Annotated in this window: 11 protein-coding genes; all 11 read right to left on the reverse strand. The window is 40.2% G+C overall.

Annotation, left to right across the window (positions count from 1 at the left end; all coding sequences use genetic code 11):
• The 11 genes from OCF95_RS07340 to comB all read right to left on the reverse strand — a co-directional run bounded on the left by OCF95_RS07340 (nt 1) and on the right by comB (nt 16,259).
• Nucleotides 1-2,589 carry an ATP-binding protein gene (locus OCF95_RS07340; RefSeq protein ID WP_261101712.1) on the reverse strand — a complete coding sequence of 863 codons (2,589 nt, stop codon included), beginning with the start codon at nt 2,587-2,589 and terminating at the stop codon, nt 1-3.
• Between the two features lie 20 nt (nt 2,590-2,609).
• A complete protein-coding gene (locus OCF95_RS07345; RefSeq protein ID WP_261101713.1) occupies nt 2,610-3,986 on the reverse strand; it encodes an Eco57I restriction-modification methylase domain-containing protein in 1,377 nt (458 codons plus the stop codon).
• A gap of 592 nt (nt 3,987-4,578) precedes the next feature.
• Nucleotides 4,579-4,734 carry a DUF6290 family protein gene (locus tag OCF95_RS07355; protein WP_261101714.1) on the reverse strand — a complete coding sequence of 52 codons (156 nt, stop codon included), beginning with the start codon at nt 4,732-4,734 and terminating at the stop codon, nt 4,579-4,581.
• Nucleotides 4,735-5,052: 318 nt separating this feature from the next.
• Nucleotides 5,053-6,600, reverse strand: coding sequence for a bifunctional phosphoribosylaminoimidazolecarboxamide formyltransferase/IMP cyclohydrolase (gene purH, locus OCF95_RS07360; RefSeq protein ID WP_261105164.1), 1,548 nt, complete (start codon nt 6,598-6,600; stop codon nt 5,053-5,055).
• Nucleotides 6,601-6,800: 200 nt separating this feature from the next.
• Entirely contained in the window at nt 6,801-7,346 is a 546-nt protein-coding gene (gene purN, locus OCF95_RS07365) for a phosphoribosylglycinamide formyltransferase (protein ID WP_261105165.1), read from the reverse strand.
• The gene (purM, locus tag OCF95_RS07370; RefSeq protein ID WP_261105166.1) at nt 7,343-8,365 is read right to left on the reverse strand and encodes a phosphoribosylformylglycinamidine cyclo-ligase; all 1,023 of its coding nucleotides are present in this window, start codon (nt 8,363-8,365) and stop codon (nt 7,343-7,345) included. Before purM ends, purN begins: the two co-directional genes overlap by 4 nt.
• 204 nt (nt 8,366-8,569) lie before the next feature.
• Nucleotides 8,570-10,012 carry an amidophosphoribosyltransferase gene (purF, locus tag OCF95_RS07375; protein WP_049552331.1) on the reverse strand — a complete coding sequence of 481 codons (1,443 nt, stop codon included), beginning with the start codon at nt 10,010-10,012 and terminating at the stop codon, nt 8,570-8,572.
• Between the two features lie 93 nt (nt 10,013-10,105).
• On the reverse strand, nt 10,106-13,831 hold the full coding sequence (locus tag OCF95_RS07380) for a phosphoribosylformylglycinamidine synthase (RefSeq protein ID WP_261105167.1): 3,726 nt from the start codon (nt 13,829-13,831) through the stop codon (nt 10,106-10,108).
• 56 nt (nt 13,832-13,887) lie between these two features.
• Entirely contained in the window at nt 13,888-14,031 is a 144-nt protein-coding gene (locus OCF95_RS09880; protein WP_315899056.1) for a phosphoribosylaminoimidazolesuccinocarboxamide synthase, read from the reverse strand.
• A gap of 1 nt (nt 14,032) precedes the next feature.
• Entirely contained in the window at nt 14,033-14,740 is a 708-nt protein-coding gene (purC, locus tag OCF95_RS07390) for a phosphoribosylaminoimidazolesuccinocarboxamide synthase (RefSeq protein WP_261105168.1), read from the reverse strand.
• A gap of 169 nt (nt 14,741-14,909) precedes the next feature.
• Entirely contained in the window at nt 14,910-16,259 is a 1,350-nt protein-coding gene (comB, locus tag OCF95_RS07395) for a competence pheromone export protein ComB (RefSeq protein WP_261105169.1), read from the reverse strand.
• Between the last annotated feature and the right edge of the window lie 8 nt (nt 16,260-16,267).

Raw genomic sequence — 16,267 nt, forward strand, 5'->3', positions numbered from 1 at the left:
CTATAACTCCTTTTGTTTACTAAATATTATCTTAATTTTGAAACCTTCAAAATCCGCGATTACTTCTGTCCTGCCACCATTTCTTTCCACTGCTTCATTTAAAATCCACAAACCTAATCCAGTTCCTTCATTTTCAGGCTTCGTAGTAATACCTGGTTTTAAAATATAGTTAGGATTTGTTTTATATCTCTCAGATAATTCTTTACCATTATTTGAAAGTTCAAGAATTATTAAATTTTGTGTTTCAACAAGAGAAATATTTATTCGCCTTTCACCAGAGTCCTTCTCTTCCAAATAATAAGCTGAATTTAAAATAAAATTATTTAAAATTAAAAATAAATCTAATTGATTAAAATTGTCGAGAGAAATTTTTGATTCAGCAAAATCCTCATATATTGATATAAATTTAGAATCTAGTAATGGTTTCCACAATTGTATTATATGGCGTAACTCGTAATCAAAGCTAAAAATAGTATTTTCTCTTGACTCTTTCTCAAGAGGTGTAATAATCACTGATAACCATGCAGCCAATAACCTATCAGTTACAGAATAGTTTTTCAACAACTTATATGGGTTCAAAAAATTTTTACCACTATAATCACTCTCAGGTAATATTGATTCTATGCACATCTTTAAGTGATCATTACGAGTAGCTAAATCAGTTGCAACTCCGTTTATCTCATGAGCAAAAGTTGAAGCCATTACTCCGGATGAACTCAATGACATAAGTATATTCATTATTTCACTCTGTTCAAATTCACCAGTAATTCTGTCTAAGGCCTGCTCTATATCGCTATCTTTAAATTCAGTATTAAACTTATCTTCTGAATTATTTTTACTATCAAAAGAAGTTTCAGTATCACTAGACCTATCTTCAGGAACGGACCCTTTCCCTTCCGATAAATTTCTTTTGATATCTTTCATAAATTTTTTTTTCTTTTCTGAACGAATTTTCTCATAGCGGCGATCAATCAGATTCCCTAATACTTGCAATGGATATTGTCTATCTGCTTCAAATTGTTCAATAATAAATAATAATATTTCTCTTAGTAGAGAATATTCTCTGTTTTCTACTAGACTTTCTCGATTGGCACTATCTGTTAGATTTGGATTTCCTTCTCTAGAAATTAGTACTTCTCCAAAAATTTGATACGGCAAAACCCTCCAAGGAGCTTTATTAGTTGGTGCACCTGGATTCTTCTGTTGTCTCTCTGACAGACTCAGCCAATCAAAATATCTGCCATCATCTCCATACGGGCGTACTTTAAAGTTATCTCTATATATTTTTATACCCGAAAAATTTTCAGACCACTTTTTTCTTTCAGTAGCATTAAACCTTTTCAAAATAGGTATAGAACTTGCTGCGCTCTTTAGAAAGAAGAGTTCTGTAGTAAAATCACCAATACTTTCAATATCTCTAATAGAGAAATCATTAGAATCTATGATATCTGAAATTTTAAACGAATATTCTATGCTACTATCAAAGCTAGACTTATTTGTTAATTCCTTTTGAAAAGCACTGTCGCTCCAAAATTCAGAATCTAGATCTATAGAAAAACTCTCACCTCCTTTAGTTACTTCAATGATTTTCAATGACAAATCAAGCTCATTTCTATCAAAAAGTAAACTGAGCTCCCCATTCTTTACCTCAGCCTTTACTCTATAATCATATCTTTTTCTATCAAAACGGTCTTGGGAAGCTTTAAAATCCAGACTATGGTCATAATTGTTCAACACATTTACTTCAAAACGATCTGTACTAGTCAGTGGATTAATACTTTTTAAATTTTTGTTTACTTTCCGAAAATCTCTATTAAACCAATTATCTCTAATCGGATTCAAATGAATTATGGTTCCAGAATTATTTTCAAAATCAATAAATTCATTCTCATTCGACTTGATAAACATTTCTGAAATCTGAGCCATAGTCTTGTCATCAATAATTTCTAATTCTGCCTTCACATCATCAATAAGTTCAGCCTTTTCAAACAATTCCCAATTTAATCTCCATCTATAAAGCGAATTATCTATTTGACGAGTATAGACTTCAGTAGCAGTAGATAACTTATCAAGAGCAAACCTGCCAATCCCCTTTGCTCCTGTTTTCTGCCTACCTTTTTTACTAGTTGTATTTTTCTCTTTATCGCTGGTCCCTATATTCATCCAAACTGTAGAAAGAATTTCTTCAGTCATTCCCGTTCCATTATCAACAATATAAATATGATTATATTTAGAAAGAACTTCCTTAACAGTTTCTAATTTAATTTTTTTATTTTCTTCATTAGAACCTAATTCAATATTTTCATTAGAGAAAATACGTATTTTAGTGGATGAGTTTTTATTTTCTATATATTCACTATTCAAAAATTCAAAGTCTTCAGCAGATAGAACATTGATATTATCACTAATATCTTGTCCTTCTTCAATAATAGGAAAAGGTATATCGTAATTGATTAATACTGATTCCGCATCAGCATCATACGAATTTTTCACTAATTCTGTCAAAGCGCCACTAACATCTGTTATATTTTCTCGCCCTATTAACCGAGCAGCTTTTGCACTAACACTAAATGCAACCTCTTTAACCATACTACACTCCTTGATAGTCACTACAGGTTTACTGGATAATTCTTTATGTCATTTACAGAAATTCTAAGTGATTTTCCACTTGCATTAATTGCTCTAGTTTCTAAATACTTATAAAATTCTTCTGACTCCAAAATTTGTTTAGCAAATTCTAATGTTCTGTCTCCTTTCGGAATAATATAAAAACCAGAATAAGGAATCGTTCTTTCATCCAAATCATAAACATTTACCTTTTCTGTTATCACTGATGAAATCATTAATTTTCTCTGATTTAAAAAATGAAGACCTTGACTTCTTCCATATTCAAACCATCTCCCATCTGATTTCCTCTTTTTCAAAGCACTCATATTATCTTTCAGATAGCCAAAAGCTTTAGGGAAGTTTTTTTTAAATTCCTCAACAGAATATCTCTTTAACTGACCTTCAACATAAGCATACGGAAAAATTATTCTTTCATCAAGTCCTTTAGATAGTCGCCTTGGACTAGCTGCTGGTCTAACGACTCCATCTTCAACATTCAAATCATCGGATATCACAAACACTCTGTTTAATAAAGTTGCAACACTGTTCGCTACTTTGAATAAATCTCCGAACTTGAAATCTGATTCATATTCTCTTGAATCAACTCCAAAATACCATTTACCACTTAAAAATTTTTTATCTATTTTGAAACTTTCATTATTATCTATGTCATTATAGAAAACTTTATTATTTATGTTATTATTATCAATAACAATAATCGCAGATGATGTCAAAACATTCCCAAAAATATGCGTGTGCTTATAATCGATAATATTTTTAATATTGGGAACTATCATATCTCTCAAGTTTTGAGCAAATACATTTTTAAAAATACTATTTGGAATTAGGTAAGCCATCTTCCCAGATTTTTTCGATAAATCTCTCATACTCTTTTCAATAAAAGCATAACAATAATCAAATTTTCCTATTTTACAAGCAAAAAAATTTGATTTTAAATATTGTCTTTGATCTAGTAAAAGCTCTTGATAAGTAATATAGGGTGGATTACCTACAATATAATCAGCCTGAACTTCTGAAATAGATTTGAGATAATCCTCATTTCGAATATCCCACTTTACATCTCTCAATCCATATTTTAATACTAGATTATTTAAAGTAGATATACAAGAATCGATTACAGACTGATCTACCTCATAGCCAATAAAATATTGTTCTAAATCTTTCTTCAGTTCTCTTGGAGAAATATCTGCGCTTTGCGCTGACTGTATATATCTTTCTACAGCTATTAATAGTATATTCCCTTCACCAACCGAATTTTCAAGAAAATATTTTTTTAGGATTATATCACCTTGATAATCAACGCTATCTAACATCTGTTCAACATACTGAGAAGGAGTAAAAACTTGAAATTTTTTCATGATCTTCATTTCTTTTTTCTTTAATTATACCAAAAAACAAGGCTTGTATCCTATTTAAAACGTATATGAAATATTTTTCATATAAAACAGCTTAATAAATTTGTAAAAAATGACTTCTATATATTGAAGTCATTCGGGAATATAGCAAGTTTTTTTGAGTTACTTGAAAAACCTAACTTAATTTGACAATTTAAGTATTAAAAAACTTGAGATTGTACTTTTTAATATAGATAGATTTACTTGATTATCACCTCAAAATAAGTTTCTCCATAACTATATAGAATTTTGAAATCCTAGATTCAAAACTAATCCTTAAAACTTTAAAAGAAACTGTGACTACAATATAAAATAAATAGCTCTTCTATTGCCTATAGTAAGAACTTCTATCACTATTTCATCTTCTTTGATATCGGCGAGAATTCGATAATCTCCAACATGATAGTGTTAATCTCCCAAACATTCAGATGTTAATTCTTTTCCGTGTTGACGAGGATTGGCTATATTCATTAAATTTGTACCAATCCATTAAAGACGATTAAGAAAGTAAAGGCGTCTAATTTTTTAAGTTGTTTGAGAACTTATTACGTATAAGTTACTTGATAACTAATAGTCCAAAATCATTCATCACATCCTCATGCGAGATTTTCCTACCATCATCTTTTGCTATTGCTTGACGTAAAATCTGTAAATCATATTCGCCTTCATTTTTTTCTAATATGGATTGTCTAGCAAGCCCTGAAATAGTCAAACCTTGTAACTGAATATAGATTTTTTATTAAATCACTATCTTAATCATTAATTCATAAAGATTATTATATCCTTTATTCTTCTAGAATATATCGTATTTTAGTCTCATTATAAACTTCTCTTTTAATTTTGTAAAAATTAACTTTTCTACTAAATTATCCTCAAAAAACGAGGTTGGGGAAAAACTCAATCTTCGTAGAAAATGAAGTAAATCTTTCTACAACAAAACGCATAGTTCCATGTTTTTTCAACATCTGATACTATGCGTTTTCCTGATTTCATAGACTTTTTTCCCAACCACACTCCATTGTTTCAAAGGTTAATGTCTAAAATGTCTCACGCCTGTGAAGACCATAGTCAAGCCATATTTATCCGCAGCTTCGATAGATTCTTGGTCACGGACGGATCCACCCGGCTGGATGATGGCCCTGATACCTGCTTTGGCGATTTCTTCCACATTATCCGCAAATGGGAAGAAGGCATCCGAAGCAAGCACAGCGCCGTCAAGGCGGTCTTTGGCTTGGTCAATGGCAATACGAACTGAAGCCACACGATTGGTTTGACCTGGGCCAATACCAAGTGTCATGTGATTATTAGTCACGATGATTCCATTTGATTTGACATACTTGATAGCTTTCCAAGCAAACTCAAGGGCAGTCGCTTCTGTCTCAGTTGGTTGGCGTTTGGTTACCACTTGCCAATCGGCTGGGCTTTCTTTGATCACGTCTTGGTTTTGAACGAGGAGTCCACCGACTACACCTGTGTATTCTGCTTCCACTTCGCTAGCCTCTTGAGCATCAAATGGCAAGGCAAGGATACGCAAGTTTTTCTTTTTGTTGGTCAAAATAGCTAGCGCCTCATCCGTATAGCTTGGTGCGATGATGATTTCGAGGAAGACACCATGCATCTTCTCAGCTGTCGCAGCATCCACCTCACGGTTGAGAACGACGATCCCACCAAAGATAGACACTGGGTCAGACTCATAAGCGTAGTCCCAAGCAGTCTCGATGTCATCAGCCTGACCGATTCCACATGGGTTCATGTGTTTGAGAGCCACAACGGTTGGACGGTCTTTGAAGTCACGGATAATACGAATGGCAGCATCCGCATCGCGGATATTGTTGAATGACAATTCTTTCCCGTTAAGCTGTTTAGCTGAAGCAATGGAGTAATCTGTCGGCAAGGCTTTTTGGTAGAAATCCGCGTCTTGTTGAGGGTTCTCACCGTAACGCATAGCTTGTTTAAGGTCATAAGTCAAGGTCAGTTTTTCTGGCTTACTTTCACCCACTTGAGCTGTGAAGTATTCTGCAATCAAGGCATCGTAAGCTGCTGTGTGACGGAAAACCTTGGCTGCCAAACGTTGACGGGTTTCGTAAGTCGTTTCACCATTGGCTGACAACTCGTCCAAAACCACTGTATAGTCAGCAGGGTCTACCACAACTGTTACGCTAGCGTGATTTTTAGCTGCTGAACGAAGCATAGATGGCCCGCCGATATCAATGTTCTCCACCGCATCAGCATAAGTCACGTCTGGTTTGAGGATGGTTTCCTTAAATGGGTAAAGTTTGACCACAACAAGGTCGATCAATTCGATATGATTATCCTTAGCCGCTTCCAAGTGGCTATCCAAGTCACGACGAGCGAGAAGCCCACCGTGGATATTTGGATGAAGGGTCTTGACACGACCGTCCATCATCTCTGGAAAACCAGTCACATCATCGATGGCAATGGTCTCCACCCCAGCATTATCAAGGGCAACCTTGGTTCCACCAGTCGAGATAATCTCCCAACCAAGTTTTTTGAGTTCTTGGGCAAATTCAACAATGCCCGCTTTGTCTGAGACGCTGATTAAGGCGCGTTTAGTCATGTTTTTTCCTTTCATTTTCAAACTCTCTACCTACGAATTTTTCGATTCATAAAGTGTAGGGAGATGATTACCAAGACTCCCAAAATTACTGTCAGTAAAAATCTCCCCCAATAGGGAATCTCTGGGAACAAAAAATTTACTAGTAAACGTAGAATGATTACCAAGGTAATCAAGGCAAGTGTTTCCAACCATTTTTTCATTTACTTGTCCAACAATTCTCTAATAACCTCTGGATACAACTTGTACTCTGCCTCATGAATGCGAGTTTCAAAGCTTTCAATGTTATCATCAGCTAACCTTGGCACACGGACTTGTTTAATGATTTTACCAGTATCCACACCTGAATCCACCCAGTGAATGGTAACACCACTCTCAGCAACGCCAGCATTCCAAGCATCTTCAATCCCATGAGCTCCTGGAAATTCTGGCAGGTAGGCTGGATGAATGTTGATAATTCGGCCCTCATAAGCTGCTAATAAAGTTGGCCCAACGATTTTCATGTAGCCTGCTAGACAAACCAAGTCAATCTGGTGCTCTTCCAAGAGTTCGACAAGGGCTGCTTCGTAGTCTGCCTTGTTGTCAAACTCCTTGAGTTCAAAAGCATAGGACAGAACGCCGAGCTTGTCTGCACGTTCGAGCACATAGGCGTCACGATGGTCTGAAAAGACAAACTCTACTGGAAATTGTTCCGCTATCACCTGAAAATTTGAGCCATTACCAGAGGCAAAAACCGCTATTTTTTTCATTTGATGATGACACTTTCGTTTTCTTTCTTGACGATACGACCAATTTCATAGACTGGTTCATCCAACAATTCCCTGACACGACTTACATTTTCAGGGCTAACTGCCAGCATAAGCCCCACACCCATATTGAAGATTTCAAACATTTCCTCATGTTTGATCTGACCGTATTTTTCAAGGACTTTGAAAATTGGAAGCACGGGAACCTTGTCTTCTTCAATCTCAGCAGCCAAGTCAGCTGCAAACATACGAGGGATATTTTCGATAAAGCCACCACCAGTGATGTGGGCAATACCGTTGATCAACTCTTCCTTGATGAGTGGCAAGACAGCCTTGACATAGATACGAGTCGGCTCAAGAAGAACTTCCTTGAGTTGCTTGCCTTCCAATTCTGGTAGGACTTCCTCACCTGTATAATCCGCAAAGACACAACGGACGAGAGAGTAACCATTGGAATGAATCCCACTTGAAGCAAGTCCGAGAAGAACATCTCCTTCTGCCACCTTGGAGCCGTCAATAATTTGAGATTTTTCAGCCACACCGACTGCAAAACCAGCCAAGTCATAGTCATCTGCACCATACATACCAGGCATTTCAGCCGTTTCTCCACCGATGAGGGCGGCACCTGCCTGTACACAACCTTCTGCCACACCAGCGACAACTTGTTCTAGCTTAGCTGGTTCATTCTTGCCAGTTGCGACGTAGTCCAGGAAATAGAGGGGCTCCGCACCTGCAGCGATGATATCATTGACACACATGGCCACACAGTCCTGACCGATGGTATCGTGCTTGTCGTACTTGATAGCCAGCATGAGCTTAGTTCCGACACCATCAGTTCCTGAAATCAAGACGGGTTCTTTAACCCCAGTCTTTGAAAGGTCAAACATACCACCAAAGCCACCCAGAGCTCCCATGACACCTGCACGCTCCGTACGAGCCACGTGCTTTTTAATCCGTTCAACAACTTCATAACCCGCTTCAACATCCACACCAGATTGAGCGTACGCATTTTTATTTGCCATTTTATTTTTCCTTTTCTTTTTTTGGGAAAGACTGCGACGTATTTTTAGATAAACAATTATTTTATCTAAAAATACTAGTCAGGTCTCTAGCTTTTGTCCCATAGGAGAAAGCCTCTACTGACAAATGCTTTAGTTTTTAGTCAGTAGTGAGACGTGGGGCATAAGCATTTTTATATTCCTTTTCTTTAATGGAGGATCTATTGTCTATTTGTAAAAACTGGTCTTTTCTTCCAAACTTCGACGATAGTCTTCTTCATAGTCGTAGAGAGGTGTTGGGTAGTCACCGTCAAAGTAAGCGACACAGAGACCACCATTTGGCGCATCCGTTTCAATACCAATTGAATCAATCAACCCCTCAACAGAAAGATAAGTCAGACTGTCCGCCCCAATGATTTGACGCGTTTCTTCGACCGTATGATTAGCCGCAATCAGCTCCTGACGGGTCTGGATATCAATCCCGTAGAAGCATGGATAAGCTAGCGCTGGACTGCCAATAGCAACGTGAACCTCAGTTGCACCCGCTTCTTTTAAGAGTTGAACAATACGACGAGAGGTCGTTCCACGTACAATAGAGTCATCAATCATAACCACACGCTTGCCTTTTACAACGCCTGAAACAGCAGACAGTTTCATCCGCACCCCTTGCTCCCGCAATTCTTGAGTGGGTTGGATAAAGGTACGTTGGGTGTATTGGTTCTTGATGAGGCCCATTTCATTTGGTAGCCCGGACTCTTCCGCAAAGCCCATAGCCGCGCTGAGGGAAGAATTGGGCACACCGACCACGATATCCGCCTCGTGCTTGAATTCACGCGCCAATTGGGCACCCATACGTTTGCGAGCCGTATGGACATTGACACCGTGGATATTAGAATCAGGGCGGGCAAAATAGATATACTCCATAGAGCAAATCGCGAGCTGAGTATCATCCGTATAGCTATCATACTGGATTCCCTTGTCATCAATAATCACAATCTCACCTGGCTTCAAATCACGAATCCATTCAGCACCAATAACCTCAAAAGCACAGGTTTCAGATGAAACAACCACCGCTCCGTTGGCCATTTTCCCGATAGAAAGGGGACGGAAACCATTTGGGTCAAGAGCAGCAATCAACTTGTCCTCAAACAGCAAAATATAGGCAAACCCACCTTTAACTAGGCTGAGCGCTTCCTTGATTTTGCCCATCAGACTAGGATTGTGACTCCGACGAATGAGGTGAGCCAAGATTTCCGAGTCCGAAGTCGCGCTGAAAATCGCTCCTCTTTGTTCCAGTTCTTTCTTGAGAGAGGCTGCATTGGTTAGATTTCCATTATGAGCCAAACCAAACTGCATATCGTGAAAACGGAAGAGGAAAGGCTGGATATTATCTACAGAAGCTTCGCCAGCAGTCGCGTAACGCACATGCCCAATCGCACCAGTTCCCGTCAATTTATCCAAATTAGCAGGATTTCTGAAGACTTCTGATAAAAGTCCCATGTCACGATGGCGCTTCAATTGTCCCTGATCATTGGAGAGGATTCCTGCCCCCTCCTGACCACGGTGCTGAAGACTATGGAGACCAAAATAGGTCAATTTAGCAGCATCTGGATGTCCCCAGATACCGAAAACACCACATTCTTCATTAAGAGATTTTACTTCGTATGTCATTTTATATACCTAATTTTTATTTGTGTAGCACCAAGAGCTAAATCTACATGACTTTTACATTACTGATACCATCTATTAGAAAATCTGCAAGTCTTATTTTCCAGTAAAGTATTTAACCGCCGACGCGAACAGGTGCTGGTCTTTATTTCCTGGGATGTTTTGGAAAAGACCGTCTTCATAACGTTCTGAGTGTCCCATCTTACCGATGATTTGACCGTTCTTGCTGGTAATTCCTTCGATGGCATGGACAGAACCATTCGGATTGTACTTAGAATCCATGCTAGGTTTGCCTTCAAAATCAACATATTGGCTGAAGATTTGTCCATTGACACGAAGCTCTGCAAATTCCTCAGCCGTCACGACAAATTTCCCTTCACCGTGTGAAACAGGAATAGCGTGGATATCGCCCACTTCTACTCCAGCCAACCATGGCGAGTTGGTATTGGCAATGCGAGTTTCTACCATCTTGGCCACGTGCTGGTTGGCATCATTGTAGAAGAGGGTTGGACTAGTACTGCTGGCATCTTCGAAGTTCCCGTATGGAAGAAGACCTGATTTGACCAAGGCCTGGAATCCATTACAGATACCAATAATCAAGCCACCACGGGCGATAAAGCTATCAATAGCTGCACGCACTTTTTCATTGAGAAGGATGTTGACGATAAACTTAGCTGAACCATCTGGCTCGTCCGCAGCTGAGAAACCACCTGCAAAGAAGAGGATGTTAGCCTTGCCGATGTTGTCAACCATAGTTTCAACTGACTTGACAATAGCTTCTTCATTCAAGGTCACAAATGGCACCAAGTTGACCTCTGCGCCTTCTTTTTCGAAAGCCTTAGCTGAGTCATATTCTGAGTTGGTTCCTGGGAAGACTGGGATATAGACCACAGGTTTTTCAACCTTTTCTTTTGCTTTAATCACAACATCTGATACCACAGCTGGTACTTCAGCCAGTTCTTTGGCTTGAGCAAATTCTGTTGGGTAAACTTCTTCCAGTTTTCCTTGGAAGGCACTGTCAAGCTTGTGTCCATCTAGCTTCACACCGTTGACAAGGAGTGTAAAGTCTGCTTTCGTTTGACCGATTCTCTCTACTCCAGCAATTTCTTCAGGAGATGTAAAGACAAATCCACCCAATTGAGCTGTCAAAGCTGTCTCAAGTTCAGGCAAGATCACCTCTGCACCGATATGGTTCCCAAAGGTAGCAAGTGCCAAACTTTCAAGCACACCACCGTATTTAACAGCTGAAGCTGCTGTTACTTTGTAAGCCTTTTGAAGGGCTTCAAACTGAGCAAAGTTTTTCTTAATTAAGGCAAAATCAATCTCTGCAGCAAGAGCTTGACCTGGGATGTAGTAGATGTTTTCCCCAGCAACTTTAAATTCTGGAGAGAGCACCTTACGGCTATCTGCTGTTGTCACTCCAAAAGCAACCAAGGTTGGTGGTACGGTCAATTCTTCAAAGGTACCAGACATAGAGTCCTTACCACCGATAGATGGCAAGCCAAGCTGAATCTGAGCTTCGATGGAGCCTAGGAGAGCTGCCACTGGCTGACCAAAACGCTCAGCTTGTTTGTCCATGCGCTCGAAGTACTCTTGATAAGAGAAGCGAGCCTTAGACCAGTTGGCACCCGTAGCAACCAATCGAGCAGTTGCTTCGATCACCGCATAGGCAGCACCGTGGTATGGAGACCATTCTGCTACATATGGATTGAATCCTTGAGCTATGACAGACGCAGTGTGAGTCACTCCGTGTTGAACTGGCAACTTCTGCACAGAAGCCTCAGTTGGTGTGAGTTGGTAGCGACCGCCAAGTGGGTGATTAACCGTAGAGCGTCCAACAGAACAGTCAAAGATAGTCTGTAATCCTTTTTGACTCGCATGGTTGAGGTCAGATAAAACCGTAAGGGTATCTGCTTCAAGTGTGTCAGCAGATGTTTGACGTTCTTCTGGAAGTTTAGCATCCTTGTCTACAACCTTGGCATCAACGACTACGCGCACACCGTTTGTATCAAGGAAACGACGTTCCAAGTCCACGATGGTTTCACCATTCCAGTGCATGACTAGATTTGGTTTTTCAGTCACTGTCGCCACCACAACAGCATCAATATTCTCTTTGTTACATTCAGCAACGAAGGCATCCACATCCTCAGGACGAACCACCACAGCCATCCGTTCTTGAGATTCAGAGATGGCAATTTCTGTGCCATTCAAGCCCTGGTATTTAAGAGGCACCTTGTTAAGGTCAATTTCCAGACCGTCTGCTAATTCACCGATAGCCACACAGACTCCACCAGCACCAAAGTCATTAGATTTCTTGATAAGACGAGTGACATTGCCATTACGGAAGAGGCGCTGAATCTTACGTTCTTCGATGGCATTCCCTTTTTGAACCTCAGCTCCAGCAGTTTCCACAGACTCAACCGTTTGAACCTTAGAAGAGCCCGTCGCACCACCGACACCATCACGTCCAGTCTTACCTCCAAGGAGGATAATGACATCACCCGCTTCCGGTTTTTCACGGACAACATTGCCCTTAGGAGCCGCTCCGACAACAGCACCAAGCTCCATGCGTTTAGCTACAAAGCCTGGGTGGAAGTACTCACGAACGTAGGTCGTCGCAAGCCCAATTTGGTTGCCGTATGAAGAATAACCATGAGCCGCTGTTTTAGAAATGACTTGTTGTGGCAATTTCCCAGCGCGAGTTTCTGAAATCGGTGCGGTAATATCACCCGCACCTGAGATACGCATAGCTTGGTAGACATATGAGCGACCTGACAATGGGTCACGAATGGCTCCACCAATACAGGTAGCAGCCCCACCAAATGGCTCAATCTCAGTTGGGTGATTGTGGGTTTCGTTTTTAAACATGAGGAGCCATGGTTCTTTCACACCATCAACGTCCACTTCGATTTCTACTGAGCAAGCATTGATTTCGTCTGACACTTCCATGTCATCCAAACGTCCATTAGCACGCTCATAACGACCGAAAATAGTCGCCATATCCATCAAGGTTTGCGGTTTTTCAGAACGCCCCAACTCATCACGCATAGCAATATACTTATCATAGGTTGACTGCAATTGTTTTTGGAATTTAGAAGCTGAGAAATCAATCTTCTTCAACTCAGTCTCAAACGTCGTGTGACGACAGTGGTCAGACCAGTAAGTATCCAAAACCTTGAGTTCTGTTTCCGTCGGCACGCGCCCGATTGACTTGAAATAGTCTTGGATAAAGAGCAAATCATCCACTTCCATTGCCATCCCTTGCTCGGCTTTGTAGCGGGCAAAATCTTCTGCTGTATAGCTTTCAAAGAAAGTCAATTTAGGAATGGTCTTGTCTGACTCTGAAAATTCCTGCTTGGCAATCCCTGTCGTGATGTCCTTGAAACGAGAATCAACTGGATTGAGCAAGTAGTTCTTGACCGCTTCCAACTCAGTCGCATCAATATCTTTATTCACCAAGTAAAGTTGGGCTGTATTAACCGTTACATCACTCGAACTTCCTAGTAAAAGCAAGGCTTCCTGTGAAGAAGCCGCACGCTGGTCAAACTGTCCTGGCAGGCTTTCAATAGCAAAGAAAGCATAGTTAGCAAGATCCGCCTGCACAGCCGCTTCGTCCAAGACGTGGTCTGTCACCTGCTCAGAGAAGATGTGTTTCTCTGCAGACGCAAACAGGTCCTTAGCCAAGTTAAAGACATCATACACTTGCACAATACGAATACTTTTCAAGCTTGAAAGTCCCAAGTTGTGCTGGAGTTCTCTAACCAAACTCTCTGACTTGACCTGAAAATCAGCCTTTTTTTCAACAAAAATACGTTTATCCATCAATTCTTATTCCTTTATTTCAGCTCTTGCAATGTTCTCAAACGACCTTGAGGTTCTTATTTCAATTCCTGCAATTTCTCCCAAACAATCTCGTAAACGTCGGTTAGTTCTCCCAATCCCCTACGGAGTGAAAGGGTCTGGGAGACCTTTTCAGCCTGAGTCCTTTTAGTTGAGAGACGAAGGTTTTCCGTTACAAACAGATTATTTCAAACCCTGCAATTTCTCCCAAACAATCTCGTAAACGTCAGTCAGTTCACCTAGTCCTCTACGGAAAACATCCTTGTCCATGTGATTGCCATCCGCATCCCACAAACGGCAGTTATCTGGTGAAAATTCGTCTGCCAAGATAATCTTGCCATCCTTATCAAAACCGAACTCTAGCTTAAAGTCAATCAATTTAAGCCCAATCTCAGCAAACCAGGCTTTCAAAAGTTCATTGATTCGACGAGTTTCCTCCTTCAAGTAGGCAATCTGCTGATCATCCGCAATCTTTAGGAATTTCACATGCTCGTCATTGATAAATGGATCATCCAAATCATCATTTTTATAGTAAAATTCGACAATCGGAGTCTCAAATGCGATACCCTCATCCACACCAAAACGTTTTGAAAAGGAACCAGCCGTGTAGTTGCGAAGCACAACCTCGAGAGGAATAATCTCAACCTTTTTATTGAGTTGTTCTGTATCTGAAAGTTTCTCCACAAAGTGAGTCTCCACACCAGCCGCATTTAACTTCTCAAAAATAAAAGATGAAATCTGATTATTCAACACTCCCTTACCTGCAATCCGCTCCTTCTTAATACCATTGAAAGCAGTCGCCTGGTCCTTGTAAGTTGAAATAATAAGATTTTCATCCTCAGTTATATAGATATCTTTAGCTTTTCCCGAATAGATCAATTGTTTTGACATTTTAAAGTTCGCCTTTCGTATTACTTGAGCACATTCTACCATAAAAAACCTAAAATTACAAGAATTTAACCGAATAAACAATAGATGTGTACCGAAAATAGTAAAGAAAAAACTGCAAGAAAAAGATTTCTCACAGTTTAAAAATTATTTAACTCTAAAAACACGAACATTACTCTTTGTTCAAAAATTGATCCAAATAATAACGCAGGTAACTTTTCTTGCCCGTAATCATCTGCAGGCGACCTTCCACCCCGTACCGAAGTTTTGCAGCCTGCTCAGAAGTTAGATTAGTCTCTGCCTCGATTTTAAAGAAATTCCCTTTCTCAGTCTTAGTAGCTGTCGCATCAATACTTGTAATAGTAGAATCTAGGAAAATTTGATTCTTGGCATCATGAGTCGTCGTATAGCGAACAGAATCACCGACCTTAATCCTTGCTACATCTTTTGAACTGAGATAAGCTGTGAGTTTAGCTTTCCCTTCTTTTTCCAAGGACGGATAGAGTTGGGCTAGTAGGGCACCTTCTGCCACCATGGTTGAATCACTGGTCGCAGGATTAAGATGAAGCACCCCATCCTCACTCGCCATAATTTTCCCCTTGTCTAAAAGATTTCCCTGTACCTTCTTACCTGACTCCACCTCCAAGATTTTCTGGTCTAGAAGGGTCAATTCCTGACCAACCTTTGCCAAGTGTTGGGATTTAAGGGACTCTAATTGACTGCTTAATCCTGATGCATAGGCTTGCTGGGTACCTGAACCTGCATACTGGACACGGTAAGTAGCGAGACTAGATTCTAACTGAGAAAGCTGCGCTTCAACTTGCGCAACTGCTTGTGCCTTAGATTGCGGATTTTCCTCGCCCTGAGACTTGTAGGACTGGTAGAGAGAGTAGGCTAGATTCTGACTGGCCAAGGAAGCACCTGTTTCAATAGCTGACTTAGCTGTCTGGTAATCGCGAATTTTAGCCTCTGTTTGACTGATGAGATTGCCGATTTCGGCTTGGGTTTGACTAGCTGCTGCATTCTGGGACGCGATGGTCTCATTTTGTTGCGATGTACTAGCCCTAAGACTGCCTGCTTGGCTGATGTAGTCGCGAAAGGTAGCTTGGTAGCCAAATTTATCCTCCTCCGGAAAGTGGCTCTCCCCTTCTTGCAGGCTCTTCTGCAAATACTCCAATTGCTTTTTTTGATCCTTGAGCATCTCCAACTGACTAGCATAGGTCTCCGCTTGGACACCCTCTGCCCCTTCTTGATATTGAACCAACAGTTCTCCCTTTTTAACCAGCTTATTTTCTTCCAGATGATTGACAAGAATACGATTGTTGCTAGTTGACTGGATATTTGCAAGGATACGACTAGGCTCGACAGTAGCTCTAGTAGACAAACTCATCTCCTTCTCTGCAACAGTTGCAAAGCCAAGTAAAAACATAAGCAGAAGGGACATGGGTACAATCACCCGACTGGAAAAATTATGGTAACGACGATTATAAAACTCCGCACTTTCTAAAAATTCTGGTTTCATCCTCTCCT

Origin of the sequence: Streptococcus mitis (assembly GCF_946188615.1) — a bacterium.
Lineage (GTDB): Bacteria > Bacillota > Bacilli > Lactobacillales > Streptococcaceae > Streptococcus > Streptococcus mitis_BZ.

Bases quoted from the DNA above. Each gene is read 5' to 3' on its own strand.
- OCF95_RS07380 (WP_261105167.1), bottom strand. From the start codon at position 13,831: ATGGATAAACGTATTTTTGTTGAAAAAAAGGCTGATTTTCAGGTCAAG.
- OCF95_RS07340 (WP_261101712.1), bottom strand. From the start codon at position 2,589: ATGGTTAAAGAGGTTGCATTTAGTGTTAGTGCAAAAGCTGCTCGGTTA.
- comB (WP_261105169.1), bottom strand. From the start codon at position 16,259: ATGAAACCAGAATTTTTAGAAAGTGCGGAGTTTTATAATCGTCGTTAC.
- purC (WP_261105168.1), bottom strand. From the start codon at position 14,740: ATGTCAAAACAATTGATCTATTCGGGAAAAGCTAAAGATATCTATATA.
- purF (WP_049552331.1), bottom strand. From the start codon at position 10,012: ATGACATACGAAGTAAAATCTCTTAATGAAGAATGTGGTGTTTTCGGT.
- purH (WP_261105164.1), bottom strand. From the start codon at position 6,600: ATGACTAAACGCGCCTTAATCAGCGTCTCAGACAAAGCGGGCATTGTT.
- OCF95_RS07345 (WP_261101713.1), bottom strand. From the start codon at position 3,986: ATGAAAAAATTTCAAGTTTTTACTCCTTCTCAGTATGTTGAACAGATG.
- purM (WP_261105166.1), bottom strand. From the start codon at position 8,365: ATGGCAAATAAAAATGCGTACGCTCAATCTGGTGTGGATGTTGAAGCG.
- purN (WP_261105165.1), bottom strand. From the start codon at position 7,346: ATGAAAAAAATAGCGGTTTTTGCCTCTGGTAATGGCTCAAATTTTCAG.